Here is a 23,834-nt window from a genome sequence, read left to right as displayed (position 1 = left end):
CCTATTCTCTTGACTGTATTGCTGAAAACGTGTAATATCCTACTATATATCTCCTTCGGGAGCAGATGCATTGAACGAGAAAGTAGCGGGATGTATTCTCTGTAAATAGCGAGTTGGGGACGGTGTAAGCCCAGCGGGAATTCTTCGTGAACAAGGCACTCGGGAGCGTCTGAATGGACACGGAAAAGAGGATTACGATCTGATTGGTGATATAGGATCGCAATCAAGTAGGGTGGAACCGCGGGAGTCAGCTCTCGTCCCTACGTCTGTACAGGCGTAGAGGCGGGGGCTTTTTGCTGTCTCTAGCAAGGCTTTTGGGATAAAATAGCCCTGTACATACGAGCTTAATGAGAAGAAATCACCAACATTTGAGAGAAGTGGAAAGGGAGCGTGTACCAATGAATTTTCAGCAGATGATTTTAACGCTGCAACAATTTTGGGCTGAACACAACTGTATTATTGTACAGCCGTATGACACGGAAAAAGGGGCAGGCACGATGAACCCAATGACGTATTTACGTTCGATCGGACCTGAGCCGTGGAATGTAGCTTATGTTGAGCCTTCTCGTCGTCCGTCAGACGGACGTTATGGTGAGAACCCGAATCGCCTGTATCAGCATCATCAGTTCCAAGTCGTTTTGAAGCCTTCACCGGATAACATTCAGGAATTGTATTTGGAGAGTTTGAGCCGTTTGGGCATTAACCCTCTGGAGCATGATATTCGTTTCGTTGAAGACAACTGGGAAGCACCGACGTTGGGAGCGTGGGGCTTAGGTTGGGAAGTATGGCTGGACGGTATGGAAATTACCCAATTCACCTATTTCCAGCAAGTGGGCGGTATTGATGCCAGTCCGGTTGCGGTAGAAATCACGTATGGTATGGAACGTCTTGCTTCCTACATCCAGGACAAGGAGAATGTGTTCGATTTGGAGTGGGTCAATGGAATCACGTACGGTGATGTCTTCCACCAGCCTGAATTTGAGCATTCCAAGTATACGTTCGAAGTATCTGACGTCAAAATGCTCTTTACTCTTTTCAATATGTACGAAGAAGAGGCAAATAAAGCGATGGCGCAGCATCTTGTATTTCCAGCCTATGATTATGTGCTGAAATGTTCTCATGCGTTCAACTTGCTGGACGCTCGCGGAGCGATCAGTGTGACGGAACGGACTGGGTTTATTATACGAGTGCGCAATTTGGCGCGTCAGGTGGCTGCGACCTATCTGGAGGAGCGCGAGAAGCTGGGCTTCCCGCTGTTGAAGAAAGGAGGTGCGGCAAATGTCTAAGGATTTATTGTTTGAGATCGGATTGGAAGAAGTCCCTGCACGTTTTATCCCGAATGCAATTCAGCAGTTGAAGCAGCGTATGACGGCGTGGCTTGACAGCTCGCGTATTGCTTATGGTGCTGTAGAGGCTTATGCTACACCTCGCCGTTTGGCGGTACTTGTCAAGGAAGTAGCGGAGAAGCAAGAAGATATTAACGAAGAAGTTAAAGGTCCTTCCCGCAAAATCGCACTCGACGAAGCTGGTAACTGGAGCAAGGCTGCACTAGGCTTTGCTCGTAGCCAAGGTGTTGATCCTGAACAGTTCACGTTCAAGGAGCTTGGAGGCGTCGAATATATTTACGCAACTAAGAGCAGCATAGGTGTACCAACAGCGGAAGTGCTGTCCGAAGGTTTATTGCACATTTTACATGCGATGACATTCCCTAAATTCATGCGCTGGGCAAGTTATGACTTTAAATTTGTTCGTCCGATCCGCTGGTTGATTGCCTTGTTTGGTAACGATATTGTTAATTTGGAGATTGCCGGCGTACAGTCAGGAAATGTGACAAGAGGGCATCGTTTCCTGGGACAGGATGCCGTTGTAGAAAGTCCAGCTGACTATGTTGAAGTACTTCGCAAGCAGCATGTCATTGTGGACATTGAGGAACGTCAAACGCTTATTGTAAAGCAGATTGAAGCGTTGGCAGCCGAAAAAGATTGGACGATTGCGGTCAAGGATGATTTGCTGGAAGAAGTGCTGTATTTGGTGGAAACCCCAACAGTACTGTTGGGAGGTTTTGATCCTGCGTTCCTGAACATTCCGAAGGATGTACTCATTACTTCCATGCGTGAACATCAACGCTATTTCCCAGTGCTGGATCGCACAGGAGAGCTACTGCCATACTTTGTTACGGTACGTAACGGAGGAAGTCAATCGCTGGAAGTCATTGCTAAAGGGAATGAAAAAGTATTGCGTGCGCGGCTGTCTGATGCCAAATTCTTTTATGAAGAAGATCAGAAGCTGGAAATTAAGGATGCACTCTCCAAACTGGAAAGTATCGTTTTCCACGAAGAGCTGGGAACGGTTGGAGACAAAGTGCGCCGGATCCGCCGTATTGCTGATGCTCTGGCAGAGAAGCTTCGCGTTTCTCCAGATACACAGGAATCGGTTAGTCGAGCAGCGGATATTTGTAAATTTGACCTGGTAACACAAATGGTATATGAGTTCCCGGAACTGCAAGGTGTGATGGGTGAGGACTATGCTCGTAAGGCTGGAGAGAAGGAAGAAGTGGCAAGAGCGGTGTTTGAGCATTACCAGCCGCGTTATGCAGGAGAAACGGTTCCTTCAACGAATGCTGGAGCGATTGTAAGTATCGCAGACAAGATAGATACTATTACAGGCTGCTTCTCCATCGGTATTATTCCAACAGGTTCACAGGACCCTTACGCGCTTCGTCGCCAGGCAGCAGGTATTGTGCAGATTTTGTTGGATCGTAAGCTTTCAGCTACGTTGTCTGATGTGTTCAATATCGCGCTCGATGTGCACGGCAACCTTGGAAATATGAAACGTTCCGCGGATGAAATACGTAAAGAATTACATGAGTTTTTTGGATTACGCGTGAAGAAACTATTGTCTGAGACACTTCGTTATGACGTTGTGGATGCTGTGCTTGCAGCTGGATATGACGACGTTGCTTCCGTTGTTAACCGCGGAGCTGCGTTAATGACTGCCGTACAAACAGGTGAGGTATTCAAAGCAACAGTTGAATCCTTTAATCGTGTAGGTAATCTGGCTGCTAAAGCAGTTCATAAGTCAGTTAATACGGGTGAGTTTACGGAACAAGGCGAAAAAACGCTTTACGAAGCATGGTATAGCGCTTATGAATCTTACAGCGTAGCTCTACAGGAAGGTGATGCGACACGGGCGTTAGCGCTAGCTTCATCCATTACCCCTGCGGTAACGGCGTTCTTTGATTCCGTTATGGTTATGGCTGAGGATGACGCTGTTCGTAATAATCGTTTGGCATTGCTGGCTGTTATTGACTCAGAACTGAAGTGTTTTGCCGATTTTTCCAAGCTTGTAGTTTAAACGTCAGTTGTGGTAGTATGAACAACTTGAAAAAATGGGTATAAATATACGGAACGGTGTAAGAGTAATCTTGCAGCCGTTCCGTATTTTACTCGAATGCGGATGGGGGATGCTTATGGGGGGAACCGGAACTTTACTGGGTGTGAGGATCGTTGTTGACGGGGACGCTTGTCCTGTTAAAAGTGAAATTGCGGAGATAGCTTCCCGTTTTCATATTGAGGTTATTATGGTATCTTCATATGATCATCTCATTCAGGGCAGCAAAGGTGTAAGCGTCGTTAAAGTAGACCGAAGCGACCAAAGTGCCGATCTCTATATTGCCAATCATATCCGCCGCGGAGATATTGTAACCACCAATGATTATGGTCTTGCTGCACTTGCCTTGGCAAAAGGTTGTGAAGTGATGTCTTTTCGCGGAGCTATGTATCGAAACGATTCGATAGATTTCATGCTTGACCGACGTCATACTTCTGCCAAAGAACGGAAAAAAGGACGTTATGGAAAAGGCCCTAAACCGTTTTCATTAGAGGATCGTGAAGTTTTTCAACATAAACTGACAAAACTTTTACTTCGCTTGCAGGAGAATGAGTAACGGTATCGAATTATATTTACGTGCTAAAGAGATGAAGGTGGTTAATATGAGTGCCGGACAAGGTAACATACCGGACGATATCATTGAGTCAGTTTTACAACATCATGATATTGTAGATACGGTAAGCAAGTACGTGCATTTGACCAAGCAGGGGAAATATATGAAAGGCCTCTGTCCTTTTCATTCCGAAAAAACCCCTTCATTCACCGTGACACCGGATCGTCAGATTTTTTACTGCTACGGCTGCGGCGCGGGAGGCAATGCCATCAAGTTTATGATGGAAATCGAAGGACTATCCTTTCCCGAAGCTGTCAGGACAATGGCAGAAGAAAGTCATATCCCGCTCGGCGAATGGCAGGGACGTGATTCATCGCATCAGCATCCTGAGTTGGACAGGCTGTTGCAAGCGTATGAGTTAACTTCTAAGATGTACCATTTTTTGCTTAAAAATACGGAGCACGGCAAACCAGCTATGGAATACTTGCGCTCACGAGGATTCAGTGACAAGATCATTGATCAATTTCAAATTGGCTATGCACCCAACCGATGGGATACGATCGTTCAGTTTCTGGATAAGCGTTCTTTTGATCCCGTGGAGATGGAAAAGGGAGGGCTTATTTCTCCCCGGCATGAGGGTGATGGATATGTGGATCGATTCAGAGATCGTATCATGTTTCCCATTTGGAATCGCAACGGAAAAGTTATTGCCTTTGCAGGCCGTATACTTGGTGAGGGACAGCCGAAGTATTTGAATTCACCGGAGACCAAGCTATTCAACAAGAGCCGAACGCTGTACAATCTCCATCATGCTAAAACCTCAATTCGCAAGCTTCGCCAAAGTGTTCTTTTTGAAGGCTACGGTGATGTCATCTCGGCATGGGAAGCTGGCGTACAAAATGGGGTGGCCGCCATGGGCACTGCTCTAACAGAGCACCATGCTACGATGTTAAAAGGACTGTGCGACGAGGTCATTATTTGTTATGATGGTGACCGGGCAGGACAAGCTGCTGCGCTTAAAAATTTTCCGCTGTTGGAAAATGCGGGGCTTCACGTGAAAGTAGCGCTGGTCAGTGACGGTATGGACCCGGATGATTTTATCCGGCAATACGGCGGCGAACGATTCCAGCGCCAAATTATCGAAAGTGCTGTTTCAACGGTGAAATTTAAGCTTATATATCTGAAAAAAAACCATATACTGCAAGAGGAAGAAGGAAGAATCGCGTATTCCCGCGAAGCATTAAATGTCATTGCACCTCTGTCATCCCCGACCGAGCGGGAAGTGTATCTGCGCGAAGTGTCAGCCGAAGTCAAGGTGGATTTTGAAACCTTGAAGCAAGAATGCAATTTACTGCGTCAATCCCTGCAAAAAAAACAGAACTTTGGGGATAATAACGAAAATGGGTGGAATAATGGTAGGCATAAAAAAGGGCAGGTCTCCACACCTAATCTGTTGCCGGCTTACCATGTGGCTGAACGCAGACTGCTTCACTGGATGATGCAGGATTTAGAAGCTGCAGAGTATGTAGAAAAGCATCTGGGCGACGCCTTTAATATTGAGGATCATGCAGCAATTGCTGCTTATCTATATGCCTATTACGCGCAAGGGAAGTTACCGGATACAAGCCGTTTTATTTCATCTTTGCAAGACGACCGACTGGAGAAGAACGTAAGTTCGATCATGATGATGGATGCTCCAGGCGTATGGGCACCGCACATTTTGGATGATTATATTCATCAAGTGCGAAAATTTCCATTGCAGGAGCAACTGGATTTGAAGAGGGAAGAAATGAGAGCCGCTGAGCGCTTAGGTGACTTTCTGCGCGCAGCACAAATTGCAAGTGAGATTATAGCCCTAGAGAGACAATGAACACACAGAGGTCGGATGTTTCTAGGGAGGAGGGAGTCGAAAGATGGCGAATGATCAGCATACTGAACTGGAGACGGAACTAACACTGGATCAGGTTAAAGATCAACTGATTGAGTTGGGTAAAAAAAGTTCTTCTCTGAACTACAAAGATATCATGGAAAAACTATCGCCGTTTGATCAGGACCCCGAGCAAATGGATGAGTTTTATGAGCAGCTGGGTGACTTGGGGATTGAGGTTGTGAATGACAACGACGAAGAAGTTACCAGATTGCGTCAAAATGACGACCCGGAAAACAATGATGGGGATGATTTTAATTTCGATGACGATCTGAGCCTGCCTCCCGGTATTAAAATTAATGACCCAGTCCGGATGTACTTGAAAGAAATCGGTCGTGTACCGTTGCTTTCTGCTGATGATGAGGTGGAGCTTGCCAAACGGATCAATAACGGCGATGAAGAAGCTAAGCGCCGGTTGGCAGAAGCGAACTTGCGTCTGGTTGTAAGTATTGCCAAACGTTATGTTGGTCGCGGAATGCTTTTCCTGGATCTGATTCAGGAAGGTAATATGGGTTTGATTAAGGCAGTAGAAAAATTTGATTACGAAAAAGGCTTTAAATTCAGTACCTATGCAACCTGGTGGATTCGTCAGGCCATTACGCGCGCGATAGCCGATCAGGCGAGAACGATTCGTATTCCGGTGCATATGGTGGAAACGATCAACAAGCTGATTCGCGTATCGCGTCAACTGTTGCAAGAGCTGGGGCGCGAACCTACGCCCGAGGAAGTGGCTGCCGAAATGGAGCTGAGCGTGGAAAAAGTACGGGAAATTATGAAAATTGCCCAAGAACCGGTTTCATTGGAAACACCAATTGGTGAAGAGGATGACTCACATCTGGGGGATTTCATTGAGGATCAAGAAGCGTTGGCGCCTGCAGATGCGGCTGCCTATGAACTTCTGAAGGAACAGCTCGAGGATGTACTGGATACGTTAACCGAACGGGAAGAGAATGTTTTGCGTCTCCGCTTTGGTTTGGACGACGGAAGAACCAGAACCCTTGAAGAAGTGGGTAAAGTGTTTGGTGTTACACGTGAACGTATTCGTCAGATTGAGGCCAAAGCGCTACGTAAGTTGCGCCATCCAAGCCGCAGTAAGCGACTGAAGGATTTCCTCGAATAGAAGCGTTACATTGCGGACCTTCTGCGGCTTGAAGCGCGCAGGAGGTCTTTTTTTATCTCATGGCAGTCTTGGTGGAGGGGAAGAAGCTTGGACCAGGAGAAAAAGCGGGCAATACTGTTACATGAAATTGAGCATTGGCGGCGAAGTCGGCTGCTCCCTGAGCAATATTGCGATTTTTTGTCTAACCTGTATCGGGAGGACGAAGATCCGTCGCAGAGCCAGAACCGTAACAACACCGGGCTGCTTACATATCTTAGACACGGGCATGGGATCGCCTGGCTTCTTGGTTTTGTCATTATTTCCTGCATTTGTTTGATCGGTTTTTATTTTACCGCTTTTCCGTTGGCAATGCAAATATTCTCGGCGAGTGCAGTTACTACGATTTGCTATGGAGTGGCCGCATTTTGGCGGTCTTCTGAAAAGAGTATGAGCGCGATGTTGAGCACTTTAGGCAGTGCGATTATGTTGGGTTCGGGTGTATGGATCATTCAGCTCCATCAAGGTGAAGCTAAGGTTTGGTTTCTTTTGCTCGTAGGCCTATGCGGTATGGTATGGTGTCTTGTGGGATTAACTTTGCGCAACAGCTTACTTCATTACTGTGGCATTGCTGGGCTACTTTTAGTGTACGCGATCCTTATAGGCCGCTTCTGGCCTACAGCAACTTTAGTGATGCTTGAGGCATTTTGGATTTTGCACGCAGTATTGTTGATCTGGTTAAGCTGGTGGGTACATCGCCGCTTTCCGCGTCTCGCTTTGGTTTATTTCGCTATAGGCATGACACTAGCATTCATGGCTGAAGCAGACACGTTTATCCTGCGCCATCAAGCGGCGGGAGATGTGGTGTTTTACAGCATACTGAAGTTGGCATTTGTTGTTGGAATTTTATTTTGGACTCGAAAAAAATGGATTACGTGGGTGACGTTATGAAACTTTCTCAACGATTACAATATATTATGGAACAAATACCTGCCGGGAGCAGACTTGCGGATATTGGCTCGGATCATGGACTACTCCCCGTGGCCGCAGTGCGTAGTGGCAGAGTACCGCAAGCTGTGGCGGGTGAAGTCAATGATGGACCGTTGCGTGCGGCTCAAAAGCAGGTGGCCGAAGCAGGTCTCACGGATCGCATTGCGGTTAGAAAGGGAGATGGCTTGGCTGTAATTAAGGTCGATGAAGTTGATGTTATTACGATAGCCGGGATGGGTGGTGCCTTGATCGCTACCATTTTAGAGCAAGGGAAAGACAAGCTTGTTTCAGTGAAACAACTTGTTCTACAGCCTAACGTAGGAGAGGATATCTTACGCCGTTGGCTCATCGAACATCAATGGGTACTAACAAGTGAACATATTATGGAAGAAGACGGGAAAATATATGAGATTCTGACGGCAGTACCTGATTCGGTAAGCCCACTGAAACAGGATGCGCTGTATCAACCATGGAAAATTCCCGATAGTTCGCTGGTACTGACACCGGATTTGTTGATGCAACTCGGACCACTATTGGTCAAAGCACCGAATGAAATCTTTTTTTATAAATGGAAATTGGAGATTCGCAAGCTTGAGGATGTGCTGGCACAAGTGGCACGATCAGATCAGGAATCCGCACAGCATAAGCGGGAGCAATTGCGCAAGCAAATTGAACAGCTAGAGGAGGTACTTGCATGTTTGCCAAAGGACAGACAGTAATTAGCTATATGGAGCAGCTGGCTCCGAAATACTTGGCAGTTCCGGACGATAGAATCGGGCTTCAGCTGGGTAGTCTGCAAAAGGAAATCAAAAGCATATTAGTAGCCCTGGATGTTAATGATGAGGTTGTCGAAGAGGCACTCCGCATAAAAGCTGACCTCATTATTGCGCATCATGCGATTATATTCCGCCCACTTAAAGCTTTGAACACAGATCAGCCTGCGGGTAGATTGTATGAAAAACTGATCAAGAATGATATTGCTGTCTACATCAGTCATACGAATCTGGATACAGCTGAGGACGGCATGAATGACTGGATGGCAGAAGCACTGGGTATTCAAAGTGAAGGTACGCTTGAGGATGTTCACACCGAGCAATTATTCAAGCTTGTTGTTTTCGTACCCAAAACACATCATCAACGGGTACTGGATGCCATACTGGGGGCGGGAGCTGGACATATCGGCAACTACAGCCATTGCAGCTTTAACATTGACGGCTATGGAACTTTTGTGCCGGGTGAAGGCACACAGCCGTTTTTGGGTGAGCAGGGTAAAATGGAACGTAGTGAAGAGGTTCGTATTGAGACCATTGTACCGCAGGGTGTACGCAATAAAGTTGTTCAAGCGATGCTAAAGGCTCATCCTTATGAAGAGGTGGCTTATGACCTGTACCATATGGATTTGCAAGGTCGTAGCTTTGGTTTGGGACGGGTCGGCAAGCTCAAGGAAACCTGCACGTTACGGGAGTTTGTCGATGTTGTGAAAAACGGTCTCAAGGTCGAGCATGTACGTGTGGTGGGCGACTTAGACCGTATGATCAAAAAGGCAGCCGTGCTTGGGGGCTCAGGCAGCCGCTATGTGAATAAGTCGCTTTTCAAAGGTGCTGATGTATTGGTCACAGGGGATATTGACTACCATACGGCTCACGATGCCCTGATGGCGGGGATTGCTATTATTGACCCTGGACATAATGCTGAAAAGATTATGAAGCCTAAAACCGCAGAATGGATGCGCAAACGCTTGACAGAAGGTCGTTATTCAACGGAAGTACATGTATCTCAGGTAGAAACCGAGCCTTTTCAATTTTTGTAAAATATCAACATCTATGAGAAAATAAAGACGTTCTATTATTTTTTTCGTAGGGAGAGGTTCTATGCGGACGCTGATAGCTGATTCTGCAATTCATGCCTATCCAGGCATGGTCGCTGTTGTTACTTCCCGCTATGAGGGGGAAAATAATGTAATGGCCTCAGGCTGGCATACCTATATCGGATCATCACCGGGCATGTATGGCATTTCACTAAGGAAGGAAACATATTCTCACGGACTGATCGAGAAAAGCGGAGGCTTTGGTATTCAGTTTCTGCCTGCGCACAGATCGGAATGGATTCAGGCTGTAGGTACCTTTAGTGGTAAAGATGTAGATAAGTTTCAGCAGTTTGGCATTGCATATGAGGATGGAATTTCAGTCAATGTGCCTATATTGCTGGAGGCTTATCTTGCTTATGAGTGTAAAGTCGTGGATATTCATACCTATGGAGATCATGATTGGATCGTCGGTGAAATACAGCAGACCTACCGAGATGATGAACTGTTCCTAGATGAGGACGTTCCTGATTTTAGTAAGCTTTCTATCCCGCTATACGTGGGAAGGTCTGCTTATTATGTGGCGGATGATTCATTGCAGAGAAAGGTACATCCGTTTTATTTGGGCAAGTAAACAGAGATCTATACGTTTTACAATATTTTCAGGGTTGTATCATGCGCGCGTTCCCTGTATACTATGTAATGTTGTTCGGAAAGTTTGACAGACAATCGCTGGTGGCGTAAGCCGCGAGAGGAAAGTCCGGGCTCCATAGGGCAGGATGCTGGATAACGTCCAGTCAGCGCGAGTTGAAGGATAGTGCCACAGAAATGGACCGCCGATGGCCGCTTGCGGCACAGGCAAGGATGGAACCGAGGTGTAAGAGACCCCGAGGAACGCTGGTGACTTCGTTCCTGGTAAACCCCATCTGGAGCAAGACCTAATGGGACACAGCTTCTTCGCGAAGCAGCCTTAGCCCGAGGCGTGTCTAGGTTGGTCGCTGGAGCTGGATAGCAATGTTCGGCCTAGATAGATGATTGTCGCTTGTAGTGGGAGGGTAGTTCCCGTCTGTACCACGAATAGCACAGAACCCGGCTTACGGAAAACTTTCCCCACTGCAACACCTTAAAATGTATGAATTTAACTTTTGTAAATGACCTGTTTGCATGAAAGCCTTTAATCCAAATGTATTTATTGAATTAAAAAGGGTGTGTCATATTCCTGTGGGAATGATGGCACACCCTTTTTAACATACCGTATTTATGCAGAAATAGTGCATTTTTATAGTGCTAAATTTACTTTTGTTTGTTCTTTGCCAAAGCAGAATGAAGCCCCCAATATCATGTTGGGAGCTTCATTCGTTTTTCCATCTACTCATTCCCTTTACCATAAAAACGTGTGGGGATGAGGCACGCAGTTAGCGCAGCGGAGCATTTGAATCTGGAGAAGCGAAGCGTTCGCCTTTGCCCCCGGATTCCGACCTTTGTCGGAACTTATATAATTAGGAATCCGGGGGCAGCAGCGATCGTAAGATCAAATGATTCGCGAAGCGGCCTCACTGTGTCAACTCCATCAGCGCACGCTTTTTACCACACTTTCCTCTGTGTACATCTTCAGTGCCCGATCCAATCGGTCAACTGCTTTTGGAAGCAAGGAAGGATCCGTATGCGTGAAGTTGATTCGCATATGGTTGCTGCCACTTAGGTCAGCATAGAAGACTTGTCCAGGCACAAATGCGACTCCTTCCTGAATTGCGAGTTGCAGCAACCGATCAGAACGGAATCCCTCGGGTAAAGTAACCCACATAAACATACCGCCAAGTGCATCATTCCAGGTGATTCCTTCCCATTGGCGTTCTTTCATCAGCGACGTGAGACGTAGCATACGAGTATGGTACTCAGCAGACACAGTACGAATATGTCCGTCCAAGTCAAAAAAGTCCAATAACTCATTCAAAGCACGTTGATCAATACTGCTGGAGTGCAGATCGGCAGATTGTTTGGCATTGGCGACTTTAACGACAATCGCTTGATTAGCTACCAGCCAACCAGATCGAACACCAGGAGCGACGGTTTTGGAGAATGTAGAAGTGTACATCACATGACCGTCTCCACCTAGCTGTTGATCGATTGAGAAAAGGGATGGAAAGTTAAGGTTTTCGTCAAATTTAAGACGTCCGTAAGGATCATCTTCAAAAATCAAAGTGCCGTATTTACGGCATATTTCAACAACGCCTGTTCTTCGTTCCATACTCCAAACACTTCCTGCCGGGTTGGAGAAGGTTGGGATGACATACACGAATTTAGGCTGATGTTTTTTGATCTTGGCTTCAAGATCTTCTAATCGCATACCGTTAGAGTCTGTATCTACACTTACAATGTTGGCACCATAGGAATTAAATACCTGAAGAGCTGCCAAATAAGTAGGGGACTCCACCAATACAGTATCCTGCGGATCGAGCAATACACGCGAAACCAGATCAATGGTCTGCTGTGAGCCCGTCGTCATGATGATGTTATCTCTGGTGACGGAGATGCCTTGGGATGACATGATTGCTGCAAGACGTTCCCGTAGAGGAATGTAGCCCTCGGTTAGGCCGTATTGAAGAGCGGTAGTACCGCCGAGGCGAAATACCTGCTCATAGGCTTTAGCAACAGCTTCGATGGGGAAAAAGGCATCGGCAGGAAGGCCGCCTGCCAGAGATAACACATCTGTTCCCTGTGTCAGCTTTAAAATGTCCCTTACCATGGACGAGCCCTGAGTACGAGCCATACCCGAAAATTTGTGTTCCAATCCAATCATCTCCTGTGTTCTATACTGTACTATGAAATTTGTTGTATTATATCGATAATGAAGTATAACAGTAAACGTCTAAATGTAACAGTTGATTTTTGGAGGGGACGGTTCCGATGCATATTGATCTCAGCCGCAATAGCAGTGTTAAATTATATTTACAGATTGCCAAAACATTAGCAGATCGCATCCAGTCTGGACTGTTGCCTCAGGGCACAAAGCTTCCCTCTGTCCGTCATTTGTCCAGTTTGCTTGCGGTAAGTCCCGTAACTGTAAGCAAGGCATATGCTGAGCTGGAGTCTATTAATCTGGTTACCTGTACACAGGGAAAAGGTTGCTATGTAGCAGAGCCTTCGGTAGCTGTTCAACGTGAGGGAGCGCAGGATTTGTCATGGCAAATGTCGCTGATCGATTATTTGCCACGCGCACAGTTATGGAGAAACTTTAACCATAGCAGACAGGTTCCCTATTCTTTTCATATAGCAGCAATTCAACCGGAGCTTCTTCCTACACGCGAAATCATCGCTGATACTCAACGTCTATCCTCTGGAAATCCTGATGCAATGGCAGCATACGGTACTTTTGAAGGTGATTTAGCGCTGAGGGAAGTGTTTGTAGATCACCTGAACGAACGTGGCCTATGCACTGTTGCAGAACAGCTGCTCGTGACCAGTGGTGCCCAACAGGGCATTGACCTGGTGGCACGTACTTTTGTTGGTTCTGGAGATGTTGTCTACATGGAGGCTCCTACATATACGGGGGCCATTGATGTATTTACCAGTCGTGGTGCCAAAGTAATTATGATTCCGATGGATGAGCAGGGCATGCGGATCGATATCCTCACGCGTCTTTGTGATACTCATCCCCCAAAACTGATCTACACGATACCCACCTTTCATAATCCTACCGGAGTAACTTTAACGACGGCCAGACGCACACAATTATTGGATCTAGCTCAAAGTTATCATTGCCTCATTGTTGAGGATGATCCATTTTCTGACCTCTACTATAAAACAAAGCCGCCACTCTCTATCAAGGCACATGATCAATCCGGACATGTGATATATATCAAAAGCTTTAGCAAAACCGTTGCTCCCGGCTGCCGTATAGCTTGTGTAGCGGCCACTGGCAGTGTAATGGATCGTTTGGTGGCTGCCAAGTCTACTACGGATTTGGGGAGCCCTCTATTAACGCAAAAAGCGCTATTGCCCTTTATTAGAAACCGTCTTGATCAGCATCTTGTCGGGTTGCGGGAACAAATGCGGGATCGGTTGACAGTCGCATTGTATACGCTCCAGCGCTATGCTCCGCCAGAGGTTAGCTGGTATGCTCCCGAAGGTGGCTTAAATGTGTGGATTAAGCTTCCTCCTAATGTTGAAATTCCAGAATTGGAGCGGCTGGCTGACCGAGAAGGCGTTTCCTTTTTACCTGGTGCAGTGTGCTATGCAGGTGGTATGGACAGTAATCATATCCGTATTTCCTTTTCGTATGCGGACAAGGAAACACTTAAAACAGGTCTTCACAAACTGTGCCGTTTGTTGGGCGAACTGCTTGATCATTCGGTCATTGTTGAACGGAAGCCTATTTTATAAGGGATATTTGTATTAGGGGGTAAACATCCAAGCACAGCACATGCCTTCTTAATATGCTGTACTAATTCACCGAAAGGAGTTGCACATTATGAGTCATTGCCCTTACGACCCGATCGTGTGCCCGCCGATCCAATTTGTAAATCATCAATTTTTCCCACAAGTCGTGCCTGTGGTTCATCCGATTGAAATTGTTAATCAGACGCACATTGTACCTGTACCACATCACGTATTTCCGGTGAGTATAAAGGATCCTGGAGAACCTTGCTGTCATACTCGCAGTCATAGTAAGCGTCCTGTTCGCAGCAGTTCTAAGCGTTAATAAAGCCCAAAAAAGCAGCCATGGAGCAACATGGCTGCTTTTTTCCTATAAGGAATCTTACGTTTCCAATTTCTTTAAAATAGATTTTAACTTGTCACTTAAATGCTGTGGATAGAATTGCAAAGGAACATATGGACGTTGTGCTGCTTTCAACGCTTTATACACATCAATTTGACCATACCCGAAATATTTGTCATGCCCTGGTGTGCCCAAGTCAATTACGCTGCTTCTCATTAAATCCATAACCTCTTTGTTGGTCAGATCGGGGTTAACGGATCGAATCAGGGCAGCAAGTGCTGATACATGGGGACTGGCCATTGAAGTGCCCGACAGTGCAGCATATTGATTCCCTGGGTACGTACTGGCAATACTTGCACCTGGAGCCATGACATCTACATAATCTCCATAGTTAGAAAAGGATGCACGGTGCATAGAAGAATCTGTAGCGGAAACGGCAAATACTTCAGGATACGCTGCTGGATAGCCAGGCCGTTCCGTATTGTCATTGCCTGTGGCTGCAATTAATACGACATCTTTATCATAAGCGTATTTGATCGCATCATGCAAAAATTCAGCTTGTGCGTAATTGCCCAGACTTAAATTGATGACCTTGGCACCGTGATCAGCTGCCCAGATAATACCTTCTGCAACCGAGTAAGTCGTACCGGAGCCGGATTGGTCAAGTACCTTGATGGGCATGACTTTGTTGTACCATGTCATGCCTGCGACCCCCTCACCATTATTCACGAGGGCAGAAATGATGCCGGCGACGTGCGTTCCGTGACCGACGTCATCATAAGGCTTTTCAGACGGGTTTACCACGTTACGACCTGAAAGGATTTGACCTTTTAGGTCGGGGTGATCCAAATCTACTCCCGTATCTACGACAGCGACAATTACGTCCTTGCTGCCTTTGCTTAATTTCCAACCTCGGTTGGTTTCAGTTGCCGGCAGATTCCATTGATAGCGGGAAAAGAGCAAATCATTGGGAATAGAGTTGTCCGCTTTGATAGGTGTGTTCTCATTGGTTAGATACATATAGTGAGGTTCAGTATAAAGCGGGTTCCACTTTCTTGAAAAATATTGCTTTAGCTCCTTAAAGTTCATCTTATCCGAATGAAATACATAGGTATAACCAAGCTTGCGGCCTGGCGCACAGTGTAAATCTGCTGCAATTTCCTGCAGTTGTCGTGAATCAGGATTATGACGGAAGCGAACGACAATTTCGTTTTCGAAATAATGGCTTGCATTTTCGTTGTCGTGGCCCGTCTTGACAGTAATATCGTGCAATGTGTCGGGATGTACGGATTCGATTTTGTAACTGCCTTCTTTTGGATAGGGAATCAAACGCAAATTCTTCCGCTGATGCTTCTCCACGTCACGCAATACTTGCTGACTGACCAGAGCAGCAACGCCGCATGTTCCGTCAGCCGATGGTTCTGCCATGACAAAATATTTACCGCCTTCAGCCTGAAATGCAGCAGATTCGTAGGATTTATTTTGCATGACGGAACGGCGAGCCGCAGCCAAGCTGCTTTTAATTTGAGGATGACTGAGCAGACGAGTTTGTGCTTTGCTGCCCGTATAGGTGTTCGTATTCCCGTCGCTTGTGTGAATCCACTGTAACGTATGAAGATGACTGTGCGATTGCTGTAGCGTGCGGGTAAATTGCCTTTTCTGATCAGCAGTTTTACCATCAAGTTCCCGCATCACGTATTGAATATCCTGCCTTGTATCCATGCGTGTGAGGGTATCCGTAGCGGACAGGTCCAAAGCCAACATTCCTTTTTTGAGTTGCTTCTCTTGCTGTGGCACCATCTTGGCCGTATATTCGGGCTGCGGTGTATGGCGGTGATCACGGGAAGGCAGCATCAGTGTGATGAGAAGCACCCCGGCAGCTGCTCCTAGCAGGGGTTTTAACCATTTTCGCCGAGACATGGGACCGTCCTCCTTGAGAATTCATAAATTTATGGTTTAGCGTGAGGAGGTTGGCATGTTTTTATACCTTTCAATGCTTATTTGTGGTAGGATAAATACTGAAAATTACAGCTCTTTCGGTTAGAAGGGACTATTTTCGGGTAACCAAATTGATGAACAAGCAACAAATAAGGGGGAGCTGCCTTGATGTCAGCAGTCAACGTACAAAAATTATGTGAGTCGGCGCAGGAGAGACTGAAAACTGCCGTGAAACGGGTGGAAACATTCCTCAATGAGCATGCTCTGCCGCAACTGGCTGCAGATGGCAATGAGGAGTCCGTGCTCTTTTACAAAGGCTTTTTGTCGGATCTCCGTCATGTCCTTGTTTTTTCCGAAGTATCTTATGAAAAGTTGGGTGTGGCTTTACGCCGTGCCAATTTTGACGTCGATTTTGCGGAAAAGGCATTGTATAACGTTTACCATGACTGCGTGAACAGCTTTTTTTATCCCAAAAATGAATCTTACGCAGAGGATGGACGTTATGCGTATACGGGGCAAGATGCTATCCGCTTCCGTAAAACGCCAGTGCCAGCCGCTCGCGAAGTGATCATGGACATTACGAAAAATTTTGAAGAATTGCGTGATGATCTGACTTATTATGAAAGTGACTATTTGACTCAGCGCCGGATGCAGACTCGCCGTACTCATGCATAAAGCATTCAACGGGGAAGATCATTTCTAATCAAAAACTAAAACAAGACAAGCAAGCCGTTTTCTACTTGCTTCCTGCCATTTTGGAGGAGGTGAAGGAAGCGGCTTTTTTCGTATGTCACCAACTGCCATATACCATAAACGCATAGGTGCGGGATAGCGGGGGGACAATGAATCCGAGGTGATGATCATGAGCCAAGAGGCCAAGCCAATCGTTAAGTGTAGCGTAGCCAATTGTCATTATTGGGGAGAAAACAACTTGTGCAAGGCAGATTTGATCATGATTGAAGTTGATGGTCATGCCGGAAAGAAATTTAAAGAAGAATATGCGGGGGAAAGCTTCAGTTCAGAAGAACGTGATAAGGCCGACACGTCAGCCGCAACCTGTTGCCACACTTTTAAACCGAAGTCCGTGTAAATTTTATTACGCGATTCATTTTGCATTTGGAGGTGCAGTTTATTATGGAAGATCATGAAAACGACAAGCATCAGAATGAAGAGCATGTTAGCCGCAAACGTGTAGATTACCCCCGTCACATTCATGAACGATCTGCCAAGCGCCGTAATGATCGTGAGGAATATGCAGCAGAGGTTGCTCCCGGCTCAGTTGCGACTCGACATGAGGTCAAGGGTGAAGAGCAAGGTATAAACAATAGTGGTCGTATTTCTGGCTATGTTGGTCTGGCTGCGGGAATTGCCTCATTGTTTATGTGGTCCATTGTTCTGGGGCCTATTGCTGCAGTTTTAGGCTTTTTTGCTTATGTGAATGGCAGCAAAACGACCGGCATTTGGTCGATTGGTCTTGGGGCGCTGGCGACATTGAGTTATTTTGCTTTTATCCCGTTCGTTCGCTGACCTTGCTGGAGGAAAAAGTACAGTTTTCTTTTGTATATCCGAGAAAAATCATCTTAGTGATATAATTACATTTAAGCTGATCTATAAAGCTCCGCTGTCTTTTCGACAGAAACGGAGCTTTTTTTCATTAAAAGGTATGGAAGTACATAGTAAAAAGTTGTATCATAGCAGTAACGACAAGCTATTTGGGATATAACAACTATAGAAAGTTGGGAACACCACATGCAAATTGATCCGCGCGTGTCCAAGTCCATGTTAGACATGCAGCTGTTAAATAATATGAGTGCTACAACCCAGACGGGGACAACGGACGCTTTTTCCGGATTACTGGAACAAGTAGGTCAGTTGGAAACAGATGGTGCTGTGACTCGAGAAAATTCAAGTGATGTTACCAGAGACGAAAATGGTTTGCTTTGGCTTCAATTGGGACCTTCGAGGGGAACGGCTTCGTCATTGTATCCCGCTCCTTCCAGCACAGCAACAGACGGACCTACAACACCTACGGCATATGATGATTTGATTAACGAGGCTAGTCAGAAATACGGCGTTCCAGTAGCGTTGATTAAAGCAGTTATTGATACGGAATCTTCATTCAATCCGTCGGTCACTTCTTCGGCCGGGGCCAAAGGGCTTATGCAACTTATGGATGCTACGGCTCAAGGTCTGGGAGTCAGTGACCCGTATGATCCTGGACAAAATATTGATGCTGGAGTTCGTTATTTGTCTTATCAGATTAAACGTTTTAACGGACAAGAAAATATGGCGCTGGCTGCATATAATGCAGGTCCCGGACGGGTGCAGCGGCTTGGTGTAAGTAGTGATGAACAGTTAATGTCTGTACTGGATAAGCTTCCGCTGGAAACGCAAAGATATATTAACAAGATTCAAAATGCACGTGAAAAATATACGATCTAAGCCCTATAGCTTATAACGAAAAAAGTGCGTAATTTCAATTTAGATTAGGTCCGCAGAACAGGGTCAATATGGGGAAAGGGTGTCGCTATAATGTAGCGACCTTTCCCTGTTTTGGTCTTTTTTTGTTGCAGCAGTTGTAGGGTAGAAAGGGGAGTTTAATGAAATATTTTGATTATGCCGCGACAACTCCGCCTTTTGAAGAGGTGATTACAACCGTTGCCGAGATCATGAGACGCCACTATGGCAATCCATCTTCGATGCATCGGTATGGAGAGGATGCGGATAAGTTGCTTAAGCGTTCGCGCGAAGTATGTGCTGCGGCTTTGGGAGTGTATCCATCAGAGATTGTCTTCACATCTGGGGCAACGGAAAGCAACAATCTTGCTATTAAGGGAGTAGCTTTGCAGTATCAGACCAGAGGCAAGCATATTGTTACTGTATCGACAGAACACCCGTCTGTGTATGAAGCTTGCAGACAACTGACAAATCTGGGTTTTGAGGTTACATTTTTACCTGTCGATGCAGAAGGGCATGTGAGCGCCGAACAGGTTTGTGCCGCTGTCCGTAAAGATACGATTTTAGTCAGTATTATGCATGTCAATAATGAGACGGGAAGGGTGCAACCGGTGCATGATATCGGAGCTGCGCTGAAGAAACAGTTCCCCCGTATTCTATTTCATATTGACGGTGTACAAGGGTTTGGAAAGCTGCCGGTTGATATCCGGGGCTGGCAGGCTGATCTGTACAGCCTCTCTGCGCATAAGCTGCGTGGACCTAAAGGTGCTGGACTACTATTCGTTCGGGAAGGTGTAGAGGTTTTCCCACTGCATAGTGGCGGCTCTCAGGAGCAGGGTTTTCGTGCAGGTACGGAAAATGTGCCACTGCTTGTTGGTATGTCCAAAGCGGTACGACTAGCGGGCGAACGACAAGCAGAAACAGCACGACGTATGACCGAGTGGAGAGAACGGGTGGTCGCAGAAGTGCAGACAATCCCTCAACTGCGGCTAAACAGCGGGGAGGAAGCACCGCATATTGTCCACTTTTCGTATCCGGGTATGAAGGCCGAGGTGCTGCTGCATACGCTGGAGCAACTAGGTGTGGCCGTATCCACCAAATCGGCTTGTTCTTCGAAGTTGGCCGAGCCCAGCCGGGTGCTGCAGGCGATGGGCCGCAATGAGGCAGAAGCATCTGGCGGCATTCGTATCAGCTTCGGTGACGAGCATACGGAACAGGATATTGACGAGCTTATACTTGCACTGCAACAGGCTGTAGCCAAGCTGGAATCCCTTGAAAGGTGGAAACGTTAAAATGCACTATGATATGCTGTTACTTCGCTTCGGTGAATTTACATTAAAAGGGAAGAACCGAACTCGTTTTGAAAAGGCAGTACTGAATCACGTGAAGCTGCTGCTCAAGCCGTTTCCCGGCGCTTCTTTGCGGAAGGAATTTGGACGGATTTATGTGGTACTCGGAGGAGAGCCTTATGAACAGATCATTCAAGTGTTACAAAAAGTGTTTGGCATCACGACAATAAGTCCTGTCAAAATGGCTCCTGTCGAGCTGGGTGCTATAATTGAGACCGCTGTAGCTTTGATGCGTGAGCTGAATGTGGCCGAGGGAACGACTTTCAAGGTAAATGCCCGCAGAGTGTGGAAGGAGTTTGCTCATTCCTCACAAGAGATGAACCATTTAATTGGTTCTCCTATTTTGCGAGAGTTTCAAGCGTTGAGGGTCGATGTGCATCAACCAGATATTGAGTTGCGTGTGGAGGTCAGAGAGCAGGCGGCCTATATATTCAGCGATGTTATTATGGCTGTAGGGGGCTTTCCGTTAGGAACGAACGGTAAAGCTATGCTGCTGCTGTCTGGTGGAATCGACAGCCCGGTAGCAGGATGGTCTTCCATGCGTAGGGGACTGGAAATTGAATGTGTACATTTTTATAGCTATCCGTTTACAAGTGAGCGTGCGAAAGAAAAGGTCATTGAATTGGCAAGGGTATTAGCAGGCTATGCAGGGCGGATCAAAATCCACCTTGTACCGTTTACAGAGGTGCAGACGGCCTTTACGCGCACTGGACAGGACAATCTGATTATAACGCTAATGAGACGGTCTATGCTGCGAATTGCAACGATGCTGGCTGAGCGTGAAGGAGCGCTGGCACTCGTGACGGGTGACAGTCTGGGTCAAGTTGCTAGTCAAACGTTATCCAGCATGAATGTGATTGGCCGTTCGACAGAATTACCATTGCTGCGACCTCTCGTCATGATGGATAAGCAGGAGATCACGGAAATCGCTAAGCAAATTGGCACCTACGATTTATCCATCCTTCCATATGAGGATTGCTGCACATTGTTTGTTCCTAAATCCCCAACGACCAATCCAAATTTGTGGGTTGTTCAAAAGATTGAAGCCTCTATTCGGGATTTAAATGCCTTGATTGAACAGGCTGTGGCTGCAACGGAAACGCTTGTCCTGGAGGCAGGCGGAGCTATAGAGGGGCGTAATGAGGAAGTTATACAGGAAGATTGGTTTTAAACAAAAAGGCAGACCCACTGTTATTATGGGGTCTGCCTTTTTTGATTTTAGTTAAAACAGTTTTTGAAGCATTTTAAACAGCTTTTTCTCGACTGGACATTGCTTTGCGATTTTGAAGATATCCCGTGAGCAAAATACCAGCCATAACTGTAGCAATAAACAAGATGCGCAGCGCAGGGTGCTCGGTAAAGTAGGGTTCCAGCTTACGTTCTTCAGTAATCATATTAGAGGCCGTATAACCAAGCACAGCCGATCCCAAATAGATAATCCAGGGGAATTTATTGATCAGTTTAATAAAAAGAGTGCTTCCCCATACCACGATTGGCACGCTGATTAACAGGCCCAGCACTACAAGTAGCAAATGCTGCTGGGCAGCGCCAGCAACAGCAATCACATTGTCCAGACCCATAGCCGCATCGGCTACAACAATCGTGCGGATAGCACCCCATAATGTTGTTCCCGCTTTGACTTCGGTATGGTCCTCCTGGTCTACGAGCAACTTATACGCAATCCAGACTAACATAATCCCCCCGATGAGTAACAACCACGGTACTTGAAGCAGCCAGAGTACCACAATGGTGGCTGCTATGCGAATAAGCAGGGCACCACCGGTGCCGTACAGTATCGCTTTTTTTTGCGTTGCAGGAGGCAGCTTTCTGGCGGCAAGTCCAATTACAATCGCATTATCCCCTGCGAGCAGAAGATCAATAAATATCACATTAAGCAGTAGCCAAAAGAACTGAAGTCCGGACATATCAATCGTTCTCATCTCCCTGATTAAACATCCTAAAATCGTTGTATGTGTTTATTTTAATACCCGTTTTCCGGAAATACGATTCATTATATGGCTGTTTGTTATTGATTTCAAGGTCTTTACTCAACGAATTTGACATCATTTTTTAATAAATGATGACTTATTTGACAAAGCTTATAAGCATAGCCTCGTCCTATTTCGCATACAAGTAGGATGGGGGTGTTTGTACACATGGAGCATATCATTTTGCTGTTGAAAATATTAATGATTAATTTGGTGTTAAGCGGTGATAATGCGGTTGTTATAGCCATGGCGAGCAAAAATTTGCCTGCAAGGCAGCGGAGTCAAGCTATATGGTGGGGGGCAGTCGGTGCAGTCCTCCTGCGCTGTGTTTTGACTTTTGTAGCTGTCATTTTGCTGGGCATACCCTTTATTCAGGCGGCAGGCGGTCTACTTCTGTTATGGATTGCGTTTAAGCTGCTTTATGAGAGTGAGGATCATGTAGGAGTCAGAGCAGAAACAACCATATGGAAGGCTATACAGGTGATTCTGGTAGCGGACTTTGTGATGAGTCTAGATAACGTATTAGCTATTGCAGCACTAGCAGATGGGGATATCGCCATTATTGTCATTGGTATTGCAATTAGCATTCCGATAGTTGTCTGGGGCAGCAACGTAATTGCGATCTGGCTTCACCGGTTCCCTGTACTTGTTTTGCTCGGATCTGCAATCCTGGCTTTTACGGCAGGAGAAATGCTACTGCGTGATCCCCGATTGGGTGTATGGTTAGCAGGTACGGGAGAGCTTATACATGCATGGTTACCAGGACTCTTAGCCTCAGCAGTTGTGATTGCAGGAATATATCGTCAGCTACGTGCTCATCATATTTGAACGTAGTTTTTTTGGAAAACATCGGCTAAAATATACTTAAAAACAATCACATTAAGCGACCTAAAAACAAATTCAGCAAACAAAGGAGACCACGATGAATTCCGGAAAAGAGCGTATGATCGGAGTGGGCATTGTTGCCGTAGGACTGATTATTTTGTTGGGGAAACTGGGGACGTTCTCCTTCTTGGGACGAAACTTTTGGCCTTTGCTGTTTTTAATACCTGGAATCGTACTGCATGCAATGTACAAGAAGCGTAAAGTTTCACCCGTTATGTTGCTGCCAGCAGGGATTTTATCAGTTTATGGCTTCTTATTTTTGCTCTGCAATATTTGGGGCTGGCATTTAATGGCCTATTTATGGCCTTTGTTACTTCTAGGTGTGGCGGTTGGATTATGGGAGTACGCCCTTAATGATATTTCGCTTTCTCGTAATGTATATACGGGGGGCGTGATATTGGGCTTGGTATCGGTACTTTTATTGGTCATTACCCTGTTAAGAACGGGTATCATATATGTTATTGCAGTTTTACTGATCGGCGCTGGAATCTGGTTGGTCGTAAACAACCGTGGCAAACGCAAATGGTAAACGACAAGCTGTGAGATTTTATGGCGGTAAATTACGGAACAGGCAATAATGTCTTGCTTTATGACATATTTCAACTATAATATAATGGATATGATAAGAGCGTCGGAGTGATTTCTGACGCTTATTTTAAGGTTTTCACGCGAATCGGAGAGAGAAGCTGTCTGTACAAAGCCTGAAACATATAGAAGGCTGGCAGGGAGTGGGCCTA

22 protein-coding genes and 1 other RNA gene are annotated in these 23,834 nt (G+C 46.1%); 20 read left to right on the top strand and 3 right to left on the bottom strand.

What is annotated here, in order from left to right; translation table 11 throughout:
• Positions 1 to 398 precede the first annotated feature (398 nt).
• The 10 genes from glyQ (at position 399) to rnpB (ending at position 10,872) form a co-directional block, all read left to right on the top strand.
• Complete coding sequence (gene glyQ / locus MKY16_RS16125) at positions 399 to 1,286, top strand: glycine--tRNA ligase subunit alpha (protein WP_023989480.1); 888 nt, start codon at positions 399 to 401, stop codon at positions 1,284 to 1,286.
• Positions 1,279 to 3,354: a glycine--tRNA ligase subunit beta gene (glyS, locus tag MKY16_RS16120; protein ID WP_340956110.1), complete on the top strand. Its 2,076-nt coding sequence runs from the start codon at positions 1,279 to 1,281 to the stop codon at positions 3,352 to 3,354. The genes glyQ and glyS overlap by 8 nt, the downstream gene beginning before the upstream one ends.
• Before the next feature lie 115 nt (positions 3,355 to 3,469).
• Positions 3,470 to 3,946: a YaiI/YqxD family protein gene (locus tag MKY16_RS16115; protein ID WP_029517787.1), complete on the top strand. Its 477-nt coding sequence runs from the start codon at positions 3,470 to 3,472 to the stop codon at positions 3,944 to 3,946.
• Entirely contained in the window at positions 3,939 to 5,813 is a 1,875-nt protein-coding gene (gene dnaG / locus MKY16_RS16110; RefSeq protein WP_029517786.1) for a DNA primase, read from the top strand. The genes MKY16_RS16115 and dnaG overlap by 8 nt, the downstream gene beginning before the upstream one ends.
• A gap of 43 nt (positions 5,814 to 5,856) precedes the next feature.
• Positions 5,857 to 6,990: an RNA polymerase sigma factor RpoD gene (gene rpoD, locus MKY16_RS16105; protein WP_007431230.1), complete on the top strand. Its 1,134-nt coding sequence runs from the start codon at positions 5,857 to 5,859 to the stop codon at positions 6,988 to 6,990.
• Between the two features lie 87 nt (positions 6,991 to 7,077).
• Positions 7,078 to 7,917 (top strand): hypothetical protein, encoded by an 840-nt coding sequence (locus tag MKY16_RS16100; protein WP_340956108.1) that lies wholly within the window; start codon positions 7,078 to 7,080, stop codon positions 7,915 to 7,917.
• Positions 7,914 to 8,675 (top strand): tRNA (adenine(22)-N(1))-methyltransferase, encoded by a 762-nt coding sequence (locus MKY16_RS16095; protein WP_029517784.1) that lies wholly within the window; start codon positions 7,914 to 7,916, stop codon positions 8,673 to 8,675. Before MKY16_RS16100 ends, MKY16_RS16095 begins: the two co-directional genes overlap by 4 nt.
• Positions 8,651 to 9,766: a Nif3-like dinuclear metal center hexameric protein gene (locus MKY16_RS16090; protein ID WP_340956105.1), complete on the top strand. Its 1,116-nt coding sequence runs from the start codon at positions 8,651 to 8,653 to the stop codon at positions 9,764 to 9,766. The genes MKY16_RS16095 and MKY16_RS16090 overlap by 25 nt, the downstream gene beginning before the upstream one ends.
• A 61-nt stretch (positions 9,767 to 9,827) precedes the next feature.
• The gene (locus MKY16_RS16085) at positions 9,828 to 10,394 is read left to right on the top strand and encodes a flavin reductase family protein (RefSeq protein WP_029517782.1); all 567 of its coding nucleotides are present in this window, start codon (positions 9,828 to 9,830) and stop codon (positions 10,392 to 10,394) included.
• Positions 10,395 to 10,473: 79 nt separating this feature from the next.
• An RNA gene (gene rnpB / locus MKY16_RS16080) (RNase P RNA component class A) lies at positions 10,474 to 10,872 on the top strand.
• A gap of 458 nt (positions 10,873 to 11,330) precedes the next feature.
• On the opposite strand, the gene MKY16_RS16075 is transcribed toward rnpB, so the two are convergent.
• A complete protein-coding gene (locus MKY16_RS16075) occupies positions 11,331 to 12,551 on the bottom strand; it encodes an aminotransferase-like domain-containing protein (RefSeq protein WP_165149062.1) in 1,221 nt (406 codons plus the stop codon).
• A gap of 116 nt (positions 12,552 to 12,667) precedes the next feature.
• On the opposite strand from MKY16_RS16075, the gene pdxR reads away from it, so the two are divergent.
• A complete protein-coding gene (pdxR, locus tag MKY16_RS16070; RefSeq protein ID WP_340956102.1) occupies positions 12,668 to 14,143 on the top strand; it encodes a MocR-like pyridoxine biosynthesis transcription factor PdxR in 1,476 nt (491 codons plus the stop codon).
• Positions 14,144 to 14,231: 88 nt separating this feature from the next.
• A complete protein-coding gene (locus tag MKY16_RS16065) occupies positions 14,232 to 14,462 on the top strand; it encodes a hypothetical protein (protein ID WP_080658632.1) in 231 nt (76 codons plus the stop codon).
• Between the two features lie 57 nt (positions 14,463 to 14,519).
• Here the strand turns inward: MKY16_RS16065 and MKY16_RS16060 are convergent, their stop codons facing one another.
• Positions 14,520 to 16,400, bottom strand: coding sequence for a S8 family peptidase (locus tag MKY16_RS16060; protein WP_340956101.1), 1,881 nt, complete (start codon positions 16,398 to 16,400; stop codon positions 14,520 to 14,522).
• 186 nt (positions 16,401 to 16,586) lie between these two features.
• On the opposite strand from MKY16_RS16060, the gene MKY16_RS16055 reads away from it, so the two are divergent.
• From MKY16_RS16055 to thiI, 6 genes are all read left to right on the top strand, one after another.
• Positions 16,587 to 17,093, top strand: coding sequence for a YpuI family protein (locus tag MKY16_RS16055; protein ID WP_029517778.1), 507 nt, complete (start codon positions 16,587 to 16,589; stop codon positions 17,091 to 17,093).
• Positions 17,094 to 17,280: 187 nt separating this feature from the next.
• A complete protein-coding gene (locus MKY16_RS16050) occupies positions 17,281 to 17,508 on the top strand; it encodes a DUF1540 domain-containing protein (RefSeq protein ID WP_029517777.1) in 228 nt (75 codons plus the stop codon).
• A 44-nt stretch (positions 17,509 to 17,552) separates the two neighbouring features.
• Complete coding sequence (locus MKY16_RS16045) at positions 17,553 to 17,945, top strand: hypothetical protein (protein ID WP_318627857.1); 393 nt, start codon at positions 17,553 to 17,555, stop codon at positions 17,943 to 17,945.
• Positions 17,946 to 18,167: 222 nt separating this feature from the next.
• Positions 18,168 to 18,860, top strand: coding sequence for a lytic transglycosylase domain-containing protein (locus MKY16_RS16040; protein WP_318627858.1), 693 nt, complete (start codon positions 18,168 to 18,170; stop codon positions 18,858 to 18,860).
• A 158-nt stretch (positions 18,861 to 19,018) separates the two neighbouring features.
• Positions 19,019 to 20,167, top strand: a complete 1,149-nt coding sequence (locus MKY16_RS16035; protein ID WP_165149077.1) for a cysteine desulfurase family protein — start codon at positions 19,019 to 19,021, stop codon at positions 20,165 to 20,167.
• 1 nt (position 20,168) lies between these two features.
• Entirely contained in the window at positions 20,169 to 21,395 is a 1,227-nt protein-coding gene (gene thiI / locus MKY16_RS16030; protein ID WP_069010273.1) for a tRNA uracil 4-sulfurtransferase ThiI, read from the top strand.
• A gap of 73 nt (positions 21,396 to 21,468) precedes the next feature.
• Here thiI and MKY16_RS16025 read toward each other — a convergent pair whose 3' ends face one another.
• Positions 21,469 to 22,164 (bottom strand): TerC family protein, encoded by a 696-nt coding sequence (locus MKY16_RS16025; RefSeq protein ID WP_069010274.1) that lies wholly within the window; start codon positions 22,162 to 22,164, stop codon positions 21,469 to 21,471.
• A gap of 216 nt (positions 22,165 to 22,380) precedes the next feature.
• Here MKY16_RS16025 and MKY16_RS16020 point away from each other — a divergent pair, with 216 nt between their 5' ends.
• On the top strand, positions 22,381 to 23,040 hold the full coding sequence (locus MKY16_RS16020) for a TerC family protein (protein WP_029517771.1): 660 nt from the start codon (positions 22,381 to 22,383) through the stop codon (positions 23,038 to 23,040).
• A gap of 94 nt (positions 23,041 to 23,134) precedes the next feature.
• The gene (locus MKY16_RS16015; protein ID WP_340956099.1) at positions 23,135 to 23,626 is read left to right on the top strand and encodes a LiaF transmembrane domain-containing protein; all 492 of its coding nucleotides are present in this window, start codon (positions 23,135 to 23,137) and stop codon (positions 23,624 to 23,626) included.
• Positions 23,627 to 23,834 lie beyond the last annotated feature (208 nt).

It is taken from the genome of Paenibacillus sp. FSL L8-0641 (genome assembly GCF_038006265.1).
In the GTDB taxonomy this organism is placed as follows: Bacteria; Bacillota; Bacilli; order Paenibacillales; family Paenibacillaceae; genus Paenibacillus; species Paenibacillus polymyxa_D.
This window is presented reverse-complemented; position numbering and strand designations above follow the sequence as displayed.

Excerpts from the sequence above, each read along its gene's own strand:
- glyQ (WP_023989480.1), top strand. The coding sequence starts at position 399 with ATGAATTTTCAGCAGATGATTTTAACGCTGCAACAATTTTGGGCTGAA.
- glyS (WP_340956110.1), top strand. The coding sequence starts at position 1,279 with ATGTCTAAGGATTTATTGTTTGAGATCGGATTGGAAGAAGTCCCTGCA.
- MKY16_RS16115 (WP_029517787.1), top strand. The coding sequence starts at position 3,470 with ATGGGGGGAACCGGAACTTTACTGGGTGTGAGGATCGTTGTTGACGGG.
- dnaG (WP_029517786.1), top strand. The coding sequence starts at position 3,939 with ATGAGTAACGGTATCGAATTATATTTACGTGCTAAAGAGATGAAGGTG.
- rpoD (WP_007431230.1), top strand. The coding sequence starts at position 5,857 with ATGGCGAATGATCAGCATACTGAACTGGAGACGGAACTAACACTGGAT.
- MKY16_RS16095 (WP_029517784.1), top strand. The coding sequence starts at position 7,914 with ATGAAACTTTCTCAACGATTACAATATATTATGGAACAAATACCTGCC.
- MKY16_RS16090 (WP_340956105.1), top strand. The coding sequence starts at position 8,651 with ATGTTTGCCAAAGGACAGACAGTAATTAGCTATATGGAGCAGCTGGCT.
- MKY16_RS16085 (WP_029517782.1), top strand. The coding sequence starts at position 9,828 with ATGCGGACGCTGATAGCTGATTCTGCAATTCATGCCTATCCAGGCATG.
- pdxR (WP_340956102.1), top strand. The coding sequence starts at position 12,668 with ATGCATATTGATCTCAGCCGCAATAGCAGTGTTAAATTATATTTACAG.
- MKY16_RS16065 (WP_080658632.1), top strand. The coding sequence starts at position 14,232 with ATGAGTCATTGCCCTTACGACCCGATCGTGTGCCCGCCGATCCAATTT.
- MKY16_RS16060 (WP_340956101.1), bottom strand. The coding sequence starts at position 16,400 with ATGTCTCGGCGAAAATGGTTAAAACCCCTGCTAGGAGCAGCTGCCGGG.
- MKY16_RS16055 (WP_029517778.1), top strand. The coding sequence starts at position 16,587 with ATGTCAGCAGTCAACGTACAAAAATTATGTGAGTCGGCGCAGGAGAGA.
- MKY16_RS16050 (WP_029517777.1), top strand. The coding sequence starts at position 17,281 with ATGAGCCAAGAGGCCAAGCCAATCGTTAAGTGTAGCGTAGCCAATTGT.
- MKY16_RS16045 (WP_318627857.1), top strand. The coding sequence starts at position 17,553 with ATGGAAGATCATGAAAACGACAAGCATCAGAATGAAGAGCATGTTAGC.
- MKY16_RS16040 (WP_318627858.1), top strand. The coding sequence starts at position 18,168 with ATGCAAATTGATCCGCGCGTGTCCAAGTCCATGTTAGACATGCAGCTG.
- MKY16_RS16035 (WP_165149077.1), top strand. The coding sequence starts at position 19,019 with ATGAAATATTTTGATTATGCCGCGACAACTCCGCCTTTTGAAGAGGTG.
- thiI (WP_069010273.1), top strand. The coding sequence starts at position 20,169 with ATGCACTATGATATGCTGTTACTTCGCTTCGGTGAATTTACATTAAAA.
- MKY16_RS16025 (WP_069010274.1), bottom strand. The coding sequence starts at position 22,164 with ATGAGAACGATTGATATGTCCGGACTTCAGTTCTTTTGGCTACTGCTT.
- MKY16_RS16020 (WP_029517771.1), top strand. The coding sequence starts at position 22,381 with ATGGAGCATATCATTTTGCTGTTGAAAATATTAATGATTAATTTGGTG.
- MKY16_RS16015 (WP_340956099.1), top strand. The coding sequence starts at position 23,135 with ATGAATTCCGGAAAAGAGCGTATGATCGGAGTGGGCATTGTTGCCGTA.